Below are 19,019 nucleotides of genomic sequence, written 5' to 3'. Positions count from 1 at the left end.
CGCGCTGATCCTGCAGCCGCCGTCATCCCTGCCCGGGACGTAGACGCTGGCCTGGCATCGCGGCGCGATGGCCAGCGGCTCCGGCTGGGCGATGACCGTCTCCGGCGTGCTGGCCCTGCTCGCGGCACCCGGGCTGCTCCGGCAGCGCAGACGCGCCTGAACGCGCCGCGGTCAGCCCTGCTGGCGTTGTGGACCGTCCCTCGTTGGCGTCGCTTCGGCCCCCTGCCGCTGCTGCTGCCGTGCATTGGCATGGCGAGCGTGCCCGCCTTCGCGACCGATCGCTGCCATATGCCGGCGGTTGCGGCTGATCGCCTCGCCGCCCTTGCGGCCGGCCACGCGTGCCTCGGCCGGGCTGAACTCATGTGCATTGCCGGACGCATGCGCGGCGCGTCCCCCCTTTGCGGCGATCGCACGCTGCTTGTCCTGGTCCATCGAGGCGAAGCCACGATGGGAAGTGCCGTGGTGCTGGTCGGCCATGGGAAGTCTCCCGTTGCATGGAAGGGAAGCTCATCCTTGCCGCTGCCCGGCTAAGGGAGTGTCCGCACCGGCGTTGCTGCCTTCACGCCGCACCGTGCTGCCTTTCACGGCGCAAGTACCCTGCTGCGCGCACCGCCCTGCTTGGCCAGGGCGGGCGAACATGGGGTTGGCTGCCCGCACAGGGAAGGACCATCCACAGATTCGGATGGCTTGTCTTGCTGGCCTGCGCTGCGCCGGCCCAGGCGGACTGCGCGTGACCAACGGCAGCTGGACCTTCGTCAGCGAAATCGAGATGGCCGCCGAGCAGGAGCGCGTCAGCGCCGGCGCGCGTCCTGCAGGCGCTGGGTGAAGGGGCGCTGTTCGAGCGCGGCGAGTGCTTCGCGCAGTACCTGCTCCAGCGGCTGCCCCAGATCGGCATCGAGGCTGCGCGCCGCTACGGCAGTGGCCTGCCATTGCGCCTGCAGCGCAGGCAGCGCCCGCTGCGCGCGCGGGCTCAGCTGCAGGATGCGTTCACGTCCATCGTCGCCGCTGGCCGCGTGCAGCCAGCCATCGCGCACCATCGCCGCCACGGTCTGGCTGAGCGCCGAATGGCTGAGCCCGCAGGCCGATGCCAGGTCCTTGATCCGGCAGGGGCCCCGCGCCATCAGCGTGCGCAGCACCGGTGTGTAGCGGGGCCGGTAGTCCAGTTGCAGGTCCCGGTAGGCCTGCTCGACCGCCGGGTCCAGCTGGTCGAGCAGGGCGCGCAGCAACGTGCCGAGCGTGGCGTGTTGGAGATCCATGACCGGGATGATATATAAGTGCTTATATATCTTCAACGCGGAGGTGGTTGATGGCAGTGTCCTGGATGCTCGGTGCGTTGCTGGTAGCGGCCTGCCCGGCGCAGGATGGAGTGCTGCGCGCGGCGGCCACCGCCGTGCAGGCGCAGTACCTTGACGAGGCGGAGGGCGCCCGTATCGCCGATGCCCTGCGCACCTGGTCGATGCAGCAGCGCTATGCGGACAGCTGTTCGGATCCGGTTGCGTTCAGCGCACGCCTGAACCAGGACCTGGACATGTTCGATGGCCACTTCCACGTTGAACGCGTGGACGCAGCGGCCGGCCAGGACGACTGGTTGATGGCCTGGCGCGCCGATGCCCGCAGCAATGGTGCCGGCGTGCGCGAGGTGCGGGTGATGGAGGGCAACATTGGCTACCTGCGACTGAGTACCTTCTATCCGCTGGATCTGGCGCGCCCGAAGTTCGCTGCGGCCCTTACCGTGCTGGCTGACACCGATGGCCTGGTGCTGGATCTGCGCCAGAACGGGGGCGGCGACGATGCAAGTGCCGACCTGCTGGTACGCACGCTGCTGGACGCGAAGATCGACGCGGTGCAGCAGCTGGACCAGCGCGGCCGGCGCACGCCGGTACCGCTGCCGCCTGCCAGCCTGCCTGCGTACCTGAAACCGCTGGTGGTGCTGATCGACCGCCGCACCGCTTCGGCGGCCGAATTCGTCGCCTATTCGCTGCAGGCACTGGGCCGCGCGCGGATTGTCGGCACGCGCAGTGGCGGTGCCGCGCATATGTTTGGTGATCCTGTGCTTCTGCCCGATGGCTATCAGATCAGTATTCCCGACCGGCAACCCATCAATCTGCGCACCGGTGGCAACTGGGAACGTACTGGCGTGAGGCCTGATGTGGCCGGCGGCGACGATCCGCTGTTCATCGCGCGGCAACTGCTGGCGCCTGCGAAGTCGTCAAGATGAACGCACGATTGCATGGCTGTCCTATCGCGGATGCGCGATTGCATGCCTAGAATCGAAGCATCCCGGTAGTTCCCGGGCGCTTCGAGTGAATGGACTCAATGAAGATTCTGTTGACCGGCAGTTCCGGCCGCATCGGGCGCGCGATCTTCGGTGCGTTGGCGGCCGCCCACGAAGTGGTGGGGCTGGACCGCAGCCCTTTTGCCACCACGCGCATCATTGCCGATGTCAGCGATCGGCAGGCCGTCGCGCGCGCGATGCAGGGCGTGGATGCGGTCATCCATACCGCGGCCCTGCATGCCCCACATGTCGGCCTGGTGCCGGATGCGGTGTTCCAGCAGATCAACGTGGATGCCACGGCGCACCTGCTGCAGGCGGCACGCGAAGCCGGTGCACGGCGCTTCGTGCTGACCAGCACCACTGCGTTGTATGGCCATGCCGTGGTGGCCGGTGGCTGCCGTTGGATCGACGAAGACACCGAGCCGCTGCCGCGCACGATCTACCACCGTACCAAGCTGCAGGCAGAGACCCTGGCCGAAGCCGCCGCTACGCCGGGCTTCAGCGTTCGCGTGCTGCGCATGGGCCGGTGTTTCCCGGAACCGCCCGAACGGATGGCGATGTTCCGCCTGCACCGCGGCATCGACGCCCGCGATGTGGCCAGCGCACATGCTGCACTGCTGCTCGACGAAGGCGCCCCGTTCGCGCGCTACCTTGCCTGTGCGCCGACGCCGTTCCGGCGCGAGGACTGCCTGGAGCTGGCCACCCACCCGCGCAGCGTGCTGGCCCGTCGCGCGCCGCAGCTGCTGGCCGAATTCGAACGCCGTGGCTGGCCGCTGCCATTGAGCATCGACCGTGTCTACGACAGTGCCCGCCTGCGCGGCGCGCTGGGCTGGAAACCGTGCTTCGGGCCGGACGACGTGCTTCAGCAGTATGCCGTCGGCAGCATCGAGGTACTGCCGCGGGCACAGTGGATCAAGGACCGCGTGGCCGAGTGAGGGCATCGCGAGGGGGGGGGCGCTGAGCCGACCCTGAGCGGATTCAGGAATGTGCAGGCCTACCGCCTCAACCTCGTTGGCGGGCGGCCGCTAACCCAGTGCGCTTCCAGCGCCGGGCGCGCCCCGGCGGCCGGTGGCCTGCGCGACGGATCGCGCGCCTGCGCGGTGCCCTCGTGGTGCCGGTCGTCCTGAACTGCCCTGCGGACCCTCCCATGTCTTCTTCCCGCTCTGCCACTGCCCAACGCCCGGGCAGCATCGCCCACAAGTTGATGCTGGGCACCGCCGTGATCGCGCTGCTGTGCTTCGGCCTGACCGCCTTCCTGATCTACCGGCAGGCCAGCGCCAGTCTGATCAGCGCCTCGCGCCAGACCATGACCAGCGAGGCCAACGCCGAGGCGCGCCAGGTGGCGGCTGATCTGGGCACCGCTTTCGCCAGCAATGACGCCATGGTCGAGGCCGTGCTGGCCCAGCGTGCCCGTGGTGACATCCCCGACCGCGCCAGCCTGGCGGCGGTGCTCGGCGAACAGCTGCGTGCTCATCCTCAATGGCTGGGCAAGAGCACCATGTGGGAGGCCGATGCCTTCGACGGCAAGGATGCGGAGTTCGTCAATACCGAAGCACACGATGCCACCGGCCGCTACATGAGCTACTGGGCCTGGCAAGACGGCAAACCGCAGCAGTCGGTGATGACCGACTACACCGAGACTGCCAGCGGTTCCGGTGACTGGTACATGGTGCCCAGCCGCGACAAGCTGCCCAAGGTCAGCGAACCCTATGCGTATGACATCGCCGGGCAGCAGGTGCTGATGAGCACGTTGAGCACGCCGATCATCGAGAACGACAGGTTCCTCGGTGTATTCACCGTCGACTTCTCGCTGGCAGCGCTGCAGAAGCATCTGGCAACGCTGAAGCCGATGGGGGCTGGCCGCGTCGAACTGCTGTCGCCGAAGGGCGTGGTGCTGGCCTCGGCCAATGCCGCCGAGATCGGCAAGCCGCGCAACGATGCGCTGACCCGCAGCATGCTGGCCGACATCGCCGCCGACCGTCCGTTCGAGGCCTTCAGCCCCGACGCGGCCGGCAACGTACGCGTGTACGTGCCGCTGCGCGTGGGCGAAGCCCCGCAACGCTTCGCGCTGGGCGTGGTGATGCCGCATGCGGTGATCGTGTCTGAGGCACGCCAGCTGCTGTGGCTGACCCTGCTGGTCGGCGTGATCGCCGCGCTGACCCTCAGCGCCGGTGTCTACGTGCTGCTGCGCCGCCTGGCAATCCGCCCGTTGGCCGAAGCGGTGCGCGTGGCCGGGGATGTCGCCGCCGGCAAGCTGGACAGCACGCTGCCGGCGCGCAGCAACGACGAAGTGGGGCGCCTGCTGGACGCGATGCAGGGCATGCGTGGGCAGTTGCAGTCGGTGATGGCTGCGCAGGCCGAAATGGCGCGCCGCCACGATGCCGGTGAACTCAGCTATCGCATGGATGCTGCGGCCTTCCCGGGCGAGTACGGCCGCATGGTGGCCGACAGCAACCAGCTGGTGGCCTCCAGCAATGCGGTCACCCAGCGCCTGGTTGAAGTGATGCAGTGCTATGCCGTGGGCGACCTCAGCGTGGACATGGAAGCGCTGCCGGGCGAGAAGGCGGTGTTCACTGCCGCAATGGCGACCACCAAGCGCAACCTGGCTGCGATCAACGAGCAGATCCAGCAGCTGGCCGCCGCCGCCGCCGCCGGTGACTTCGCCGTGCGCGGTGATGCACTGCGCTTCGACCATGATTTCCGCCGCATGGTGGAGACCCTGAACACAATGATGCAGGTCAGCGACCACAACCTGGCGGCACTGTCGACGCTGCTGCGCGCGATCGCCGCCGGTGACCTCAGTACCCGCATGCAGGGCGACTTCCACGGGGTGTTTGCGGTGATGCGCGACGATGCCAACAGCACCGTGCAGCAATTGACCCAGATCGTGGGCCAGATCCAGCAGTCGGCAGCCAGTATCCGCCTGGCCGCCGGTGAGATCGCGGCCGGCAACAGCGACCTGTCGCGCCGCACCGAACAGCAGGCCGCCAACCTGGAGGAAACCGCCGCGTCGATGGAAGAACTGACCTCCACCGTGCGCCAGAACGCCGACCATGCGCTGCAGGCAAACACGCTGGCCGGTTCCGCAGCGGGCGTGGCCAGCGAAGGCGGCCAGGTGGTCAGCCAGGTGGTGCACACCATGGAGCAGATCGAGGCGTCTTCGCAGCGCATCGCCGAGATCATCTCGGTGATCGACGGCATTGCGTTCCAGACCAACATCCTGGCGTTGAATGCCGCAGTGGAAGCGGCGCGCGCCGGTGAACAGGGCCGTGGCTTCGCAGTGGTGGCCAGTGAAGTGCGGGCGCTGGCGCAGCGTTCGGCGGGTGCTGCAAAGGAGATCAAGGAGCTGATCGACGCCTCGGTGGCCCAGGTCGGTGCCGGTGCGCAGCTGGTGCACGGTGCGGGGCGCACCATGCAGGACATCGTCGGTCAGGTCGGCCGGGTCAACGAGATCATGGCCGAGATCTCGGCCGCGTCGCGCGAACAGTCGGCCGGCATCGAGCAGGTCAACCAGACCGTGGTGCAGATGGACGAAACCACCCAGCAGAACGCCGCGCTGGTGGAGGAAGCCAGTGCCGCCGCCCGTGCGATGGAGGAGCAGGCCGAGCAGCTGGCGGTGGCGGTGTCGCGCTTCCGCCTGCAGGCCGAGCCGGAGGGCATGGCCCGCCGCGCGGCCTGATGCCGGAAACGAAGACGCCCGGCGGGTGCCGGGCGTCGGATGCATCCTTGCCGCGCATCCTGCGCAGGTCTGATGGCTCAGAACATTCCTTCAAACGGATTCCAGCTGGCGCGTCCTTCCACCTTTTCCAGGTAGTAGCTGTAGTTGGTGCTGGAGGCGACCAGCAGGTTCATGGCGATGAACAACATGCGCCCGACGATGTCCGGGAGGAACATGGTGACGATGGCCAGCGCGATGTTGATGCCGATCACCACCAGTGCCTTGCGCCACATGCCGAGAATCAGCAGGTAGATGGCACCGAAGAACAACGCGAAGAAGTTCAGGTTGATCTTCAGGCGGTCGCCAAAGGACAGTGCCTTCCAGGCCTGCTTGAAGCCGGGGTTCTTGGGGGCGCCGTGCTGGCGGAAGAAGTTGAAGCGGAACTGCCACTTGGGGCTGAACTGGGAGAGGTCAGTGGTATTCATTGGGAAACATCCCTGTGAGAAAACGTTTTCATGATAGGACAAGTCCTATTCAGGATCCAAGCGCTACCGTCAAGAATGTGACGCCTGCCTTGTTCCCGCGCCTGCGGCCAAGCGCCGCGCCGTCACCCACCCGCCTTGTTTTTAGGATAGGGTGCGCAGTTCCGCTGCCGCCCCGGCTGAACCCGTGCGGCGGCGGGATGTCCATGGAGGTTGCATGACCACAGCTGCTACACCGGAAAACGCACCGGGACCGGTGCTCCTGCCGACACCTGAAGTGGTGCAGGCACAACAACTGCTCGCACGCCAGCAACTGGCGGTGGCGATGGACCGTGCGCGCACGGCCGCCACGCGGGATGCGGCACCGGCCGCGCTGGAAAGCGAGTAACCGGCAACACCGTCGATCGCGCTGGCATGTCGCCAGCGCGATCACGGCGCGTGCCGCCGGTCAGAACCGCGCGGTCATGCTCAGGAAGTAGCTGCGCCCGGCGACGAAGTAGTCGGTGGAGCCTTCCGCATACAGCTTCTTGTCGGCCAGGTTGCTGACGCCACCGCGCAGGGTCAGCACTTGGTTGACGTTCCATGCCGCGGTCAGGTCATACAGGGTATAGGCCTTGAGGAAGGTCGTGGCGGTGCCGGTCTGCTTGCCGGTGTACTGCGCCGACAGGCTGCCGGAAAACACCGTGCTGGGCGTCCAGTCCAGCGACGAATAGCCGGAGAACTCCGGCGTATCGATCAGGTTGCGGCCGGTGGTCAGATTCTTGGCTTCCTTCATCCAGGTCGCCGAGGTGCGCCAGCGCCACTGCTCGCCGAAGCGGACGTTGAGGTTGCCTTCCATGCCGCGGGTGCGCGCGCGCTGTACGTTGCTCATGCGCGTCCACCAGATGCCATTGAACCGGCCCAGCGGTGCGTATTCGATCTTGTTCCGGAAGTCGGTGTGGAAATAGGTCACGCCGACATCGATCAGGTCATTGTCGAAGCTGATGCCGATCTCGCGGTTGGTGCTGGTCTCCGGATCCAGGTCCGGGTTGCCGGCCATGTAGCACCCGCCGCGGGTGTAGCCCAGCGGAATCAGCGAGGTGCAGCCGCGGCCCCCGGACTGGGTAGCGGCACTGGCCGAATTCTCGGTCAGGCTGGGCGCACGGAAGCCCTTGGAGACGCCACCGCGGATCGTCCACTGTTTGGCAGGGTGCCACACCAGGTACGCACGCGGGCTGACGTGGCCGCCGAACTGCTCGTGATGGTCCAGGCGCGCGCCCACGGTCAGGGCCAGGGTGCGGTGCAGTTTCAGCTCGTCCTCGGCAAACAGCGCCCAGGTGTCCACGTCCAGAGTGGAGCCGCTGACCGCGTTGCCGGCATAGTCGATCGGCGCGCGGCCGATGGTGTCGGTGTTGGTCAGCTCCTGCCGCTTCCATTGGCCGCCTGCGGCGAACTGGTGCTCAACGCCGAGGGTGAACGGCGTGGTCAGGCTGCCCTCGATGATCGTATCGGTCGCTTCGGAACGGCCGGCAGCACCGATGTCGTTCTTGTACTCGGTCCAGTACGCACTGATCTTCGAATTGCCGAAGCGCCACCTGCCATCGTGGTTGAGCGCCAGCGAGCTGCGCTTGAGCTCACTGGCACCCCAGGCACCTTCGTCCTGCTTTTCCAGCGACGCATCGATGAAGGCCTGCTGCACGCCGTGCCCGGCTTCCAGTGACAGTTCCTGTGCGTCGCTCAGCTTCCACTGCAGCAGCGCATCGACATTGCGATCCTTCTCGCCTGCATAGGCATTGCCGTAGACACCGCCGTTGGAGCGGTCCGAATCGCGGCGCATGCTGTTGGCGCCGATGCGCAGGCCGAAGCGTTCGCCCAGCGGTCCGGAGAAAGTGGCGCCGATCTGCTGGGTATCGCCGCGCTTGCCGTCAGCCGGGCGGGTGTAGCTGTGGGTGGCGCTGCCGTTCCATTCGTCGCCGATGCGCCGGGTGATGATGTTGATCACCCCGCCCATCGCATCGGAGCCATACAGCGACGACATCGGCCCGCGCACCACCTCGATGCGCTCGATCTGGTCCGGAGAGATCCAGTTCAGGTCCTGGCGGCCGAGGTCGGGGCGATAGTGGGTCGAGGCCGAGCTGCCCATGCGCTTGCCGTCCACCAGCACCAGCGTGTAGTTGGACGGCATGCCACGCAGCTTGATCTTGGACTGCTCGCCGACGGCGCTGAGGCCGCCGGTCACGCCCGGTACGCGGCTAAGCAGGGCGGCCAGGTCCGGTACCGGCTGGCGCTCGATGTCCTCGCGACCGATCACGCTGATGCTGGCCGGGGCATCCTTGATCCACTGCTGGCTGCCTGAAGCCGTGACCACCACGGTATCCAGGTCCTTGGTGGAGGCATCGGCGGCGGCCTCTGCGGCGGCCAGGCCGGGCAAGGCCAGCAGGCAGGCGGTGGTCAGGCGGGCGGTGGCCAGGCGGGTGCGCGGCAGGCGCGCGGAACGGGAACGGGACGACAGGGACATGACGGCTTCCATGGGGGGTGGGGTGACCCGGTGGAAGCAGCAGGCGCAGGTAGACAGCAGGCAGCCACCCCTTCCGTGGGTCATCGGGTGCGCGGTCTGGACCGGCGCAGCTGGGTGGGTCGCGGCCGTGCGGAAGACGGTGACCTGCCTGGTTAATGAAATGATAACCGTTCGCGTTTGTTACGATCCAGTATCGGGGGCGATGCCGTGACATCTGGCCATGCCCTGGCGTGATCGCCTGCTACTTGCTGAATGGGGACAAATCCCGGTGTAGACCTTCGCACCCGGCTTACATTCTGGGCCCTAGACTGGGCCGCATTTTCGATTCCGCCCCGTTGGAGATCGTGTGGGTTCCGGTAGTGACAGACATCGACTGTGCGGCGTGAGGCCGACACAGCCAGGACAAGTGCGGGCGCCGGGAAAGCGCGCCGGGAACCTTGGTGCATGCAGCCCGGCCGGGATGGCCGGCCGTGCCGACGGCGCGGAGTAAGCGACGATGGGGGTGCAGACCATCCATGCGGAAGCAGGAACGCCCCGGCTCGATGCCGGCTGGGCGCTGCTGCCCGCTGAATCGCCGTTGCCGATGCCCGAACAGACCCTGCGCGAAGGCGCACTGAAGGTCCGGCGCCATCGCACCTCGCCGCGCCTGATCGGCCTGCGCCGGCTGTACCTGTTTGGTGGCACGCTCGGCATGACCGCGGTGGCTACGCGGATGATGTGGCGGGTGCTGTCGGCCAATGGCATCAGCGTGCTCGAAGCCTGCCTGCTGGTGCTGTTCGTCGGCCTGTTTGCCTGGATCGCGCTCTCGTTTGCCAGCGCCCTGGCCGGCTTCCTGACCGCGGTGTTCGACCGGGGCTATCGGCTCGGCATCGACCCGGACAAGCCGTTGCCGGCCGTGCACAGCCGTACTGCGCTGTTGATGCCGACCTACAACGAAGACCCGCGCCGCCTGCTGGCGGGCCTGCAAGCGATCTACGAGTCGGTGGCGGCCACCGGCCAGCTCGACCGCTTCGACTTCTTCGTGCTCAGCGACACCCGCCGCGAGGACATCGCTGCTGCCGAGGAACAGGTGTTCGCCGAGCTGCGCGAGCGTGTGCCGGAGGGGCAGGCGCGCCTGTTCTATCGACGCCGTGGTGACAACAGCGGGCGCAAGGCCGGCAACATCGCCGACTGGGTCCGCCGCTTCGGCGGTGCCTACCCGCAGATGCTGATCCTTGACGCCGACAGCCTGATGACCGGCGACAGCATCGTGCGCCTGGTGGCCGGCATGGAACACAACGCCGACGTCGGACTGATCCAGACCCTGCCGTCGGTGATCGGCGGCCGCACCCTGTTCGCGCGCATGCAGCAGTTCGGCGGGCGCGTGTACGGGCCGGTGATCGCCCGTGGCGTGGCGTGGTGGCATGGCGCCGAAAGCAATTACTGGGGCCACAACGCGATCATCCGCACCCGCGCCTTCGCCGACCACGCCGGCCTGCCGGCGCTGCCGGGGCGCAAGCCGTTCGGCGGCCACGTGCTCAGCCACGACTTCGTCGAAGCAGCGCTGATGCGCCGTGGCGGCTGGGCCGCGCACATGGTGCCCTACCTTGGTGGCAGCTACGAGGAAGGCCCGCCGACGCTGACCGACCTGCTGGTGCGCGACCGCCGCTGGTGCCAGGGCAACCTGCAGCACGGCAAGGTGGTCGGCAGCCGCGGCCTGCACTGGATCAGCCGCACGCACATGCTGATCGGCATCGGCCACTATTTCACCGCACCGATGTGGGCGATGCTGATGCTGATCGGCATCGCCATCCCGCTGTTCCAGGAAGGCATTGATTTCAACGCCCTGCTGCACCTGTCGCCCAGCGTGTACTGGCGCGCACAGGATGAAGAGCAGGTGGTGCGCCTGTTCGCCGCCACCATGGCGGTGCTGCTGCTGCCCAAGGTGCTCGGCTACCTGGCAATGCTGCTGGACCCGGTCGACCGCCGCGGTTGTGGCGGTCCGATCCGTGCCTTCGTATCGATGCTGGTGGAAACCGTGCTGGCCGCGCTGATGGCGCCGGTGGTGATGTACGTGCAGTCACGCGGCGTGGCCGAAGTGTTGTCCGGGCGCGATTCCGGCTGGGATGCGCAGCAGCGTGACGACGGCGGCATCTCGTGGATGGCGTTGATCCGTGGCTACGGTGGCCTGGGTGTGTTCGGCGCCTTCATGGGCGTGCTGGCCTGGGCGGTATCGCCGTCGCTGGCGGCCTGGATGGCGCCGGTGGTGATCGGTATGGTTCTGGCCGTTCCGGTGGTGGCGCTGACCTCCTCGCGCGGCCCCGGTGCTTTCCTGCATCGCCTCGGCCTGCTCGATATTCCCGAAGAGAACATTCCGCCACCGGTGCTGGTACGCGCCGCGCAGCTGCGGCGGGAAGCGGCCGAGCAACCGCCGCTGTACTGATTGCCCCGCGCCGGCGGCATAATGCGGCTCGAACTTGAAGGAGCCGCATCATGCTGCAAACGGTGGAACAGGAAACCGGCGCCTCGCCGCAGTGGTCGGTGATCTGGCTGCACGGCCTCGGCGCCGACGGCCATGATTTCGCGCCGATCGTGCCGGAACTGGTGCGGCCGCACTGGCCGGCGCTGCGCTTCGTGTTCCCGCACGCACCCGTGCGGCCGATCACCATCAACAACGGCGTGCCGATGCGCGGCTGGTACGACATCGTGGGCATGGACTTCCGTTCGCGCGCCGACATGGCCGGCGTGCAGGAATCGGTGGTGCAGCTGGACGCACTGATCGCGCGCGAGATCGAGCGCGGCATCGCGCCGGAGAAGATGTTCCTGGCAGGCTTCTCGCAGGGTGGGGCGATCATCCTGACTGCCGCGCTGTCGCGTACCGCGCCACTGGCCGGCCTGATCGCGCTGTCGACCTATCTGCCCGAAGCCGACAGCGCCACGCGTGTTGACGGCGCGGTGCAGGTGCCGGTGTTCATGGCCCATGGCAGTGGCGACCCGGTGATCCCGCAGGCCGTCGCCGCGCACAGCGCGCAGGCGCTGCGTACGCTGGGCCTGGACGTGGCGTGGCACAGTTACCCGATGGCCCACCAGGTCTATGCCGAGGAGATCCAGGCACTGGCTGACTGGCTGCAGGAACGCCTGGGCGCCGCCTGAGCCATGTCGCCGGCCAGCACACCACCGTGGATGCCGGAACTGTGCCGCCTGCCACGGCTGGCGGCGATGCTCGGCCTGGCCGAGCTGGTGGTGGTGGTACTGGCGCTGGCGCCGGACGGCAGCCGTCACTGGACCTTCGGCGAACTGCTGTCGGCCAGCGGATTCGCGCTGTGGCTGGCGCTGGCGGTGACCGCCAGCCTTTGCCTGCTGCGGCAGGCCCTGTCGCGGCTGCCGCCGGTGCTGGGCGCCATTGCGGCGACCGTGCTGGCCACCCTGATCGCGGTGGTCTGCGCCGGCATCGTGCACGCGCTGTACGCGGTGCTGGGCGACAACTTCGCCAGTGGCATCAGCTTCTGGCGTTTCACCCTCGGCAGCGCGGCAACCACGGCGCTGATCGCCGCGCTGGCGCTGCGCTACTTCTACGTAAGCGATCGCTGGGCCGCGCAGGTGCAGGCCAACGCGCGCGCGCAGGCCGACGCGCTGCAGGCGCGTATCCGCCCGCACTTCCTGTTCAACAGCATGAACCTGATCGCCAGCCTGCTGCATCGTGACCCGGCAGTCGCCGAGCGCGCGGTGCTGGACCTGTCCGATCTGTTCCGTGCCGCGCTTGGGGCGGGCGAGGGCGATTCCACCCTGCGCGACGAATGCGAGCTGGCCGAGCGCTACCTGTCGATCGAATCGCTGCGCCTGGGCGAACGCCTGCAGGTGCGTTGGCAGCGCGACGAGCCGCTGCCATGGGACCTGCCCTTGCCAAGGCTGGTGCTGCAGCCGCTGGTGGAAAATGCCGTGCTGCATGGCATCTCGCGCCTGCCCGACGGCGGCACCATCGCACTGCAGCTGGCGCGCGAGGGCAATGAGCTGCAGATCCGCGTACGCAACCCGGCACCCGATCCGCAGGCGCCGGGGCTGGCGCTGGCACGCGGCGCCGGCCATGCCCAGCACAGCATCGGCCATCGGCTGGCCTGGCGCTTCGGCAGCGCGGCGCGGATGACGGCTGGCTGGAGCGAGGGCTACTATGCCTGCCAGGTGACAGTGCCGATCCAGTGAGGGAACGATCGTGAGGGTAGTCATCGCCGATGACGAACCACTGGCGCGCGAGCGCCTGCGCAGCCTGTTGGCGGCACAGGACGGCGTGGACGTGGTGGCCGAGGCCGGCAACGGCGAGCAGGCCCTGCACGCGTGCGCGGAGCTGCAGCCGGACCTGGTCCTGCTGGATATCGCGATGCCCGGGCTGGATGGCCTGGAAGCGGCCCGCCACCTGGCCAGCTTCGAACCCCGGCCAGCGGTGGTGTTCTGCACCGCCTACGATGCGCATGCGCTGTCGGCGTTCGAGGCTGCAGCGATCGACTACCTGATGAAGCCAGTGCGTGCCGAACGGTTGGCGGCGGCGATCGCACGTGCGCGCACGTTCCTGGCCGGCCGCGATGGTCAGCCACAGGAGCACAGCGGGCAGCAGGCACGCAGCGTGCTGTGCGCACGCCTGCGCGGCAGCCTGCGCCTGATTCCGCTGGACGATATCCACTACCTGCAGGCCGAGGAGAAGTACGTGGTGGTGCACCACGCGCGCGGCGAGGACCTGATCGAGGAATCGCTGAAGTCGCTGGAAGAAGAGTTCGCCAGTCGTTTCATCCGCATCCATCGCAACTGCCTGGTGGCACGCCACGAGCTGGTGGAGCTGCGTCGAGGCTCGGGCGGGCAGGTGCAGGCGGTATTGCGGCATGGCAAGCAGCCGCTGGAAGTCAGCCGCCGGTGCGTGGCGATGCTGAAGCAGGAACTGCGGCATCTGTGAGTGGTCCGCGCGGCCTGCGGCCGCGACTGCTGTGAAATCAACAGCAACAGCAACAGCGGGTTGTCGGCTCTGTGTTGTTGCGTGTTGGGTGAGGCGGGATGGGCGGGCGGGACACGCCGTAAACCCATCCATGGGGGCTCGATGGCGCCAACGGTCCCGCCCGCCCATCCCGCCTCACCCTCGCGAATTTCCCGGTGACGGACGGCAAGGGCATTGTTGTTATCGAGGGGGGAAGAGGGGTCAGATCCCTTTTCCTGCGGAAAAGGGATCTGACCCCGGAAGCCGTCGGCTGTTGCCTTTGCTTCTGCACTCTTTTTTTTTTGATCTTCCGTGGCTGGCGCACACGGAAACTGTCAAAGGCCGGGCGGGGTGGGTTCGCGGGGGTGTCCGCGGCATGGATGCCGCGGCCAAGCCTCCACGGACGGATTCACGGCGTCCCCCGCGAACCCACCCCGCCCGGCCAAGCGCGATAGATCCAGCCGATGCACCAGCCACGAGGGGCTCCGCCGTTGGCCGTATCCGCGCCGAAGGCGCGATAATGACCGGATGGAAACTGTCCGCATCGCTACCCGCAAGAGCCCGCTCGCCCTCTGGCAGAGCGAACACGTCGCCGACCGCCTGCGCCAGGCCCACCCTGGCCTGCATGTGGAACTGGTGCCGATGAGCACCCGCGGTGACGAGGTGCTGGACCGCTCGCTGGCCGCCATCGGTGGCAAGGGCCTGTTCCTGAAGGAACTGGAGCTGGCCATGCTGCGGGGTGAGGCCGACTGCGCCGTGCACTCGCTGAAGGATGTGCCGATGGAACTGGACGCGCCCTTCGCACTGCCGGCGATGCTGACCCGGCACGACCCGGCCGATGGATTCGTCTCCAACCTGTATGCCTCGCTGGACGCGTTGCCGATCGGCGCGCGGGTCGGCACGTCGTCGCTGCGCCGCCAGGCCCAGCTGCGCGCGCTGCGCCCGGACCTCGAACTGCTGGATCTGCGCGGCAACGTCAACACCCGCCTGGCCAAGCTCGACAACGGTGGCTACGACGCCATCGTGCTGGCCGTGGCCGGCCTGGAGCGCCTGGGCCTGGGCGAGCGTATCGTCGCACGCCTGCAGCCGCCACAATGGCTGCCGGCGCCGGCGCAGGGCGCGGTGGCGGTAGAGTGCGACGGAGGCAATACGCGCCTGATGGCGCTGTTCGCCACGCTTGATGACGCTGCTACGCGCGCCTGCGTGGAAGCCGAGCGGGCGATGAACCGTGCGCTGCATGGCAGCTGCCACGTGCCGGTGGCGGCGATCGCGCAGTGGCAGGGCGACGACCTGCACCTGCAGGGCCTGGTCGGCAGCGCCAGTGATGGCCGCGCCGTGCGTGCCGAAGCGGTGGGCCCGGCCCGGGATCCGGAGGCGCTGGGCCAGCAGGTGGCGCGGCTGCTGCTGGACGATGGTGCTGGCGAACTGCTGAACGTCTGAGCCATCGCGGGTAGTGCCGGCCACTGGCCGGCAACCTCTTGCCCCGATTGAGTGCAGTTGCCGGCCAGCGGCCGGCACTACCGAAAGAAGAACGGGCGCCCTGGGCGCCCGTTCTGCTTATTTGAACTTGTAGACCACGTTCATCGTGGTCAGCGTATCGGTCTTGCGCTTGTCGACAGCGACGTCGCTGTTGTAACGCGCCTGCCAACCGGCCTTCAGCGCCAGGTGCTCGTTCATGCTCACCGAGACACCGAAGTCGTTCTGGCCGAAGGTGTTGTACGAACCGGACTCGACCAGCAGCGTGTTCACCAGGTCGGTGTTGTCGGTCAGCGAGTACTTCAGGTCGAACAAGCCACGGCCGATCATGCCGGTACGGGTGCGGTCATCCTCGGTGCTGTGGGTACGGCGCACGCCGGGGCCGATCTGCGCGTCGAACGAGAAGCGCTCGGTGTTCCACAGGCGGGTGCCGTAACCCAGACCGAACGAGCTCTGGCGGTCGTAGGTGGCGAAGTCGTCGCGCTCGGTACGCACCGTGGCGGTCAGCTGGCGGTGCTCGCCCAGCTGCAGTGCGCTGCCCGCACTGCCGGTGTAGCGGTTGGCGGTGGTGTTGCTGCGGCGGGTGGTGGTGCCGTCGTCGTTGGTCTCGGTCACCTTGGAGCTGGAGCGCAGGCCGAACAGGTCCATGCTGTGCACCCAGTCGCCGTCGGTGTAGCGCAGGCGCAGGCGGCCGTTGAAGCTCTCGGTGCTGCTGTTGCCGCGTGCCGAGGCAAAGCCGAGCTCGCCGCCGCTGCCACTCCACGGCGAGGACATCGCCGCCAGTTCGGAGGCATCCTGCGCGTATGCGAGCGGTGCACACAGCAGCAGGGGGATCAGCAGGGACACGCGCAGGGACATCGAGGCTTCTCCGGAACGGTTAACAGCCGGTGATGATACTGGAAGCGTGATGGCGGTCCGAATCGATCCAAAGCGTGCTTCAGCGAACGTTGCCGCGATCGCCTATTCAGGGCAGATCGACACGCAATGCGGGGTCGTTGAAGCGCGAATAGCGCAGGCGGAGCTGGAAGCTGCGGCCATTGCTGCTGCCGCTGCGCACGATCTGGCGTGGCAGGCCCTGGGCGTCCACCCAGTACTCCAGGCGTTCGCCGGGCTGGCTGCCGCGCAGCCGGTAGTGACGGGTCTCGACCCCGTCCAGCGCCTGGCGGCCGAGGTCTTCGGCCTTCAGGTCGGCGGGCAGGGCGTCGGCCGGCAGCGGGTTGCGCCACTGCTCGAGCAGGCCGGGAGGGGCCGGCACCTGGCGGATCGCACCGTCGGCCTGCAGGAACAGGGTGTCGCCGATGATGGTCTGCGGCCCGGCCGGGGTCTCCACCCGGAAACGGTCGGGTGCAACGAAGTCCATGGCGCTGCGTACCGGCTGCGGCGCGCCCAGCACCTCCAGTTCGGCGTGGAAGCTGCGCAGGGCGGCGAAACGCTGGCTGGCGCCCAGCACCGCCTGTGCCGGATCGGCGGCGGGTACCGGGGCCTCGGTGCCCGCCGGCGCCGGTGCGCGATCGCAGGCAGCCAGCAGCAGGCAGGCCAGCAGGAACAGGGCAGGCAACCGGCGCATCGGGCATTCCATGGGGTGGGGGCGACCACGATAGCCCAAACGTCCCACACAAGACCCGCGACTCGGACATAATCGGGGGTATGGACCGATACGAACGCATCACCGCCCTGCATCGTCTGCTCAAGTCCGCGCGCTATCCGGTGACGGTGGCGACCCTGCAGGACAAGCTCGGTTGTTCCCGTGCCACCGTCTACCGCGACCTGGCCTTCCTGCGCGATGCGCTGATGGCACCGATCGAGGGCGACGGCGAGGCGGGCTTCCGTTACCAGGCCGACGAGAGCGACCGCTTCGAGCTGCCCGGCCTGTGGCTCAGCTCGGAGGAGCTGCATGCCCTGCTGGCCTCGCAACACCTGCTGGCGCGCACCGGCGGTGGCGTGTTGTCGTCGGTACTGGCGCCGCTGCAGCAGCGCATCGAGAGCCTGCTGGCGGCGCAGGCCGGTGTTTCCAGTTGGCCGGTCGACCGCGTGCGGGTGATTCCGCACCGTGGCCGCAAGTTCGACGAAGGCAGCTTCCGCAGCGTGGCCTCGGCGGTGCTGGAGCGCCGCCAGCTGGCGTTCGAGTACCGCGCCCGCTCCACCGATGAGCCGACCAAGCGCACCGTCTCGCCGCAGCGCCTCACCCACTACCGCGACAACTGGTACCTGGACGCCTGGGACCATGACCGCGAGGCGCTGCGCAGTTTCGCGGTGGACCGCATCCACAAGGCACGGGTAATCGACAGTGCCGCCCGCGATGTCGCAGACAGCGAGCTGGACGAGCAGCTCGGCGCCAGCTATGGCATTTTTTCGGGTGCGCCGAAGGGCTGGGCGACCATCCTGTTCAGCGCCAAGGCTGCGCGCTGGGTGGCCGACGAGCACTGGCATTCCAAGCAGCAGGGTCGTTTCCTGGCCGATGGCCGCTACGAACTGAAGGTGCCGTACAGCGTCTCGCGTGAGTTGCTGATGGACGTGCTGCACTATGGTTCGGATGCCGAGATCATCGAGCCGATCATGCTGCGCGAGCAGGCCAAGGCGCTGCTTGAGCTGGCCCTGAGCAACTACGAAAAATCCTGACACTCCCCCGAGAACCCCGTCCCCCATGAAGAAGACCCTGTTGCTGTCCCTGCTCGCCGCTGCGCTGGCCCTGACCGCCTGCGGCAAGTCCGGCGAGCCCTCGCAGAAGCTGGTGGTGGCCGCCACGGCCGTGCCGCATGCCGAGATCCTCGAGGTGGTCAAGCCGATCCTCAAACAGGAAGGCGTGGACCTGGACGTGCGCGTATTCAACGACTACGTGCAGCCCAACGACCAGCTGGTGCAGAAGCAGGTGGACGCCAACTACTTCCAGACCGAGCCGTACCTGGATGCCTACAACCGCGACCGCAAGACCGACCTGGTGAAGGTGATCGGCGTGCACATCGAGCCGTTCGGTGCGTACTCGCGCAAGGTCAAGTCGCTGGCCGAGCTGCGCGACGGTGCCGACGTGGTGATCCCGAACGATCCGAGCAACAACAGCCGCGCGCTGATCCTGCTGCACAAGGCCGGCGTGATCGAACTGAAGGACCCGGCCAACGCGCTGTCGACCCAGCGTGACATCACCGCCAACCCGAAGAACCTGAAGTTCCGCGAGCTGGACTCGGCGATGCTGCCGCGCGTGCTGGACCAGGTCGATCTGGCCCTGATCAACACCAACTACGCGCTGGACGCCGGCCTCAACCCGACCAAGGATGCGCTGGCGATCGAGAGCAAGGATTCGCCGTACGTGAACTTCCTGGTCGCGCGCCCGGACAACAAGGACGACGCCCGTGTGCAGAAGCTGGCCAAGGCCCTGACCAGCCCGCAGGTAAAGGCCTTCATCGAGACCAAGTACAAGGGCGCGGTGCTGCCGGCGTTCTGATTGCGGCTGATCTGTTGATTTGAATGGTGAGTGTCGACCTTGGTCGACACTGCCTTCCCTGTAGAGCCGAGCCCACGCTCGGCTCTGCAGTTTCCGGCATTTCACCAGCGGCAGCCGAGCATGGGCTTGTATGTTCCTCCCGGCTCCTACGCGGTATGTAGGAGCCAGGGTGGAGGGACCGTCAACATGATATCTGCGGATAGCAGCCGACAGACGAGCCGAGCGATCCCCATCCCGCACCTTAACGTCGATA

General features: G+C 67.6%; 17 protein-coding genes. 11 read left to right on the top strand and 6 right to left on the bottom strand.

The features are described 5' to 3' along the window. Positions 1 to 171: 171 nt before the first annotated feature. Both AC5P66_RS13030 and AC5P66_RS13025 read right to left on the bottom strand, forming a co-directional pair. Positions 172 to 477: a KGG domain-containing protein gene (locus AC5P66_RS13030; RefSeq protein ID WP_111096736.1), complete on the bottom strand. Its 306-nt coding sequence runs from the start codon at positions 475 to 477 to the stop codon at positions 172 to 174. A 314-nt stretch (positions 478 to 791) separates the two neighbouring features. Further along, positions 792 to 1,256: a MarR family winged helix-turn-helix transcriptional regulator gene (locus AC5P66_RS13025; RefSeq protein WP_049411958.1), complete on the bottom strand. Its 465-nt coding sequence runs from the start codon at positions 1,254 to 1,256 to the stop codon at positions 792 to 794. 50 nt (positions 1,257 to 1,306) lie between these two features. On the opposite strand from AC5P66_RS13025, the gene AC5P66_RS13020 reads away from it, so the two are divergent. The 3 genes from AC5P66_RS13020 to AC5P66_RS13010 all read left to right on the top strand — a co-directional run bounded on the left by AC5P66_RS13020 (position 1,307) and on the right by AC5P66_RS13010 (position 5,954). Then, a complete protein-coding gene (locus AC5P66_RS13020; protein ID WP_099494900.1) occupies positions 1,307 to 2,218 on the top strand; it encodes a S41 family peptidase in 912 nt (303 codons plus the stop codon). 98 nt (positions 2,219 to 2,316) lie between these two features. Then, positions 2,317 to 3,210 (top strand): NAD-dependent epimerase/dehydratase family protein, encoded by an 894-nt coding sequence (locus AC5P66_RS13015; protein WP_049411964.1) that lies wholly within the window; start codon positions 2,317 to 2,319, stop codon positions 3,208 to 3,210. A 212-nt stretch (positions 3,211 to 3,422) separates the two neighbouring features. After that, positions 3,423 to 5,954 (top strand): methyl-accepting chemotaxis protein, encoded by a 2,532-nt coding sequence (locus AC5P66_RS13010; RefSeq protein WP_099494901.1) that lies wholly within the window; start codon positions 3,423 to 3,425, stop codon positions 5,952 to 5,954. A 77-nt stretch (positions 5,955 to 6,031) separates the two neighbouring features. Here AC5P66_RS13010 and AC5P66_RS13005 read toward each other — a convergent pair whose 3' ends face one another. Next, entirely contained in the window at positions 6,032 to 6,418 is a 387-nt protein-coding gene (locus AC5P66_RS13005; protein WP_049415323.1) for a DUF2628 domain-containing protein, read from the bottom strand. A 214-nt stretch (positions 6,419 to 6,632) separates the two neighbouring features. Between AC5P66_RS13005 and AC5P66_RS13000 the strand changes: the two genes are divergently transcribed. Beyond that, a complete protein-coding gene (locus AC5P66_RS13000; protein ID WP_021204097.1) occupies positions 6,633 to 6,803 on the top strand; it encodes a hypothetical protein in 171 nt (56 codons plus the stop codon). Positions 6,804 to 6,863: 60 nt separating this feature from the next. On the opposite strand, the gene AC5P66_RS12995 is transcribed toward AC5P66_RS13000, so the two are convergent. Beyond that, positions 6,864 to 8,912: a TonB-dependent receptor domain-containing protein gene (locus tag AC5P66_RS12995; RefSeq protein WP_495216404.1), complete on the bottom strand. Its 2,049-nt coding sequence runs from the start codon at positions 8,910 to 8,912 to the stop codon at positions 6,864 to 6,866. Between the two features lie 496 nt (positions 8,913 to 9,408). Here AC5P66_RS12995 and mdoH point away from each other — a divergent pair, with 496 nt between their 5' ends. The 5 genes from mdoH to hemC all read left to right on the top strand — a co-directional run bounded on the left by mdoH (position 9,409) and on the right by hemC (position 15,291). Continuing rightward, positions 9,409 to 11,334: a glucans biosynthesis glucosyltransferase MdoH gene (gene mdoH, locus AC5P66_RS12990; RefSeq protein WP_049435601.1), complete on the top strand. Its 1,926-nt coding sequence runs from the start codon at positions 9,409 to 9,411 to the stop codon at positions 11,332 to 11,334. A 50-nt stretch (positions 11,335 to 11,384) separates the two neighbouring features. Further along, positions 11,385 to 12,044 carry an alpha/beta hydrolase gene (locus AC5P66_RS12985; protein ID WP_495216403.1) on the top strand — a complete coding sequence of 220 codons (660 nt, stop codon included), beginning with the start codon at positions 11,385 to 11,387 and terminating at the stop codon, positions 12,042 to 12,044. Positions 12,045 to 12,047: 3 nt separating this feature from the next. After that, positions 12,048 to 13,091, top strand: a complete 1,044-nt coding sequence (locus AC5P66_RS12980; RefSeq protein WP_495216402.1) for a sensor histidine kinase — start codon at positions 12,048 to 12,050, stop codon at positions 13,089 to 13,091. 10 nt (positions 13,092 to 13,101) lie between these two features. Further along, a complete protein-coding gene (locus tag AC5P66_RS12975; protein ID WP_049412539.1) occupies positions 13,102 to 13,833 on the top strand; it encodes a LytR/AlgR family response regulator transcription factor in 732 nt (243 codons plus the stop codon). 546 nt (positions 13,834 to 14,379) lie between these two features. Then, positions 14,380 to 15,291: a hydroxymethylbilane synthase gene (hemC, locus tag AC5P66_RS12970; protein WP_049413236.1), complete on the top strand. Its 912-nt coding sequence runs from the start codon at positions 14,380 to 14,382 to the stop codon at positions 15,289 to 15,291. Between the two features lie 117 nt (positions 15,292 to 15,408). On the opposite strand, the gene AC5P66_RS12965 is transcribed toward hemC, so the two are convergent. Together AC5P66_RS12965 and AC5P66_RS12960 are read right to left on the bottom strand one after the other, a co-directional pair. Continuing rightward, the gene (locus AC5P66_RS12965; protein WP_049413237.1) at positions 15,409 to 16,185 is read right to left on the bottom strand and encodes a DUF481 domain-containing protein; all 777 of its coding nucleotides are present in this window, start codon (positions 16,183 to 16,185) and stop codon (positions 15,409 to 15,411) included. Positions 16,186 to 16,291: 106 nt separating this feature from the next. Beyond that, positions 16,292 to 16,894 carry a LolA-like protein gene (locus tag AC5P66_RS12960; RefSeq protein ID WP_049413239.1) on the bottom strand — a complete coding sequence of 201 codons (603 nt, stop codon included), beginning with the start codon at positions 16,892 to 16,894 and terminating at the stop codon, positions 16,292 to 16,294. A gap of 80 nt (positions 16,895 to 16,974) precedes the next feature. Here AC5P66_RS12960 and AC5P66_RS12955 point away from each other — a divergent pair, with 80 nt between their 5' ends. Further along, positions 16,975 to 17,946, top strand: a complete 972-nt coding sequence (locus AC5P66_RS12955) for a helix-turn-helix transcriptional regulator (RefSeq protein ID WP_005419539.1) — start codon at positions 16,975 to 16,977, stop codon at positions 17,944 to 17,946. Between the two features lie 25 nt (positions 17,947 to 17,971). Further along, positions 17,972 to 18,766: a MetQ/NlpA family ABC transporter substrate-binding protein gene (locus tag AC5P66_RS12950; protein ID WP_049413241.1), complete on the top strand. Its 795-nt coding sequence runs from the start codon at positions 17,972 to 17,974 to the stop codon at positions 18,764 to 18,766. The last annotated feature ends 253 nt before the right edge of the window (positions 18,767 to 19,019 follow it).

The organism is Stenotrophomonas sp. YJH_SMC_122, from assembly GCF_059369535.1.
The sequence above is the reverse complement of the archived record's forward strand: the minus strand, read 5'-3'. Positions and strand labels throughout refer to the sequence as shown.

Coding starts and splice junctions, on each gene's coding strand:
- AC5P66_RS13030 (WP_111096736.1), bottom strand. CDS start 477: ATGGCCGACCAGCACCACGGCACTTCCCATCGTGGCTTCGCCTCGATG.
- AC5P66_RS13025 (WP_049411958.1), bottom strand. CDS start 1,256: ATGGATCTCCAACACGCCACGCTCGGCACGTTGCTGCGCGCCCTGCTC.
- AC5P66_RS13020 (WP_099494900.1), top strand. CDS start 1,307: ATGGCAGTGTCCTGGATGCTCGGTGCGTTGCTGGTAGCGGCCTGCCCG.
- AC5P66_RS13015 (WP_049411964.1), top strand. CDS start 2,317: ATGAAGATTCTGTTGACCGGCAGTTCCGGCCGCATCGGGCGCGCGATC.
- AC5P66_RS13010 (WP_099494901.1), top strand. CDS start 3,423: ATGTCTTCTTCCCGCTCTGCCACTGCCCAACGCCCGGGCAGCATCGCC.
- AC5P66_RS13005 (WP_049415323.1), bottom strand. CDS start 6,418: ATGAATACCACTGACCTCTCCCAGTTCAGCCCCAAGTGGCAGTTCCGC.
- AC5P66_RS13000 (WP_021204097.1), top strand. CDS start 6,633: ATGACCACAGCTGCTACACCGGAAAACGCACCGGGACCGGTGCTCCTG.
- AC5P66_RS12995 (WP_495216404.1), bottom strand. CDS start 8,912: ATGTCCCTGTCGTCCCGTTCCCGTTCCGCGCGCCTGCCGCGCACCCGC.
- mdoH (WP_049435601.1), top strand. CDS start 9,409: ATGGGGGTGCAGACCATCCATGCGGAAGCAGGAACGCCCCGGCTCGAT.
- AC5P66_RS12985 (WP_495216403.1), top strand. CDS start 11,385: ATGCTGCAAACGGTGGAACAGGAAACCGGCGCCTCGCCGCAGTGGTCG.
- AC5P66_RS12980 (WP_495216402.1), top strand. CDS start 12,048: ATGTCGCCGGCCAGCACACCACCGTGGATGCCGGAACTGTGCCGCCTG.
- hemC (WP_049413236.1), top strand. CDS start 14,380: ATGGAAACTGTCCGCATCGCTACCCGCAAGAGCCCGCTCGCCCTCTGG.
- AC5P66_RS12965 (WP_049413237.1), bottom strand. CDS start 16,185: ATGTCCCTGCGCGTGTCCCTGCTGATCCCCCTGCTGCTGTGTGCACCG.
- AC5P66_RS12960 (WP_049413239.1), bottom strand. CDS start 16,894: ATGCGCCGGTTGCCTGCCCTGTTCCTGCTGGCCTGCCTGCTGCTGGCT.
- AC5P66_RS12955 (WP_005419539.1), top strand. CDS start 16,975: ATGGACCGATACGAACGCATCACCGCCCTGCATCGTCTGCTCAAGTCC.
- AC5P66_RS12950 (WP_049413241.1), top strand. CDS start 17,972: ATGAAGAAGACCCTGTTGCTGTCCCTGCTCGCCGCTGCGCTGGCCCTG.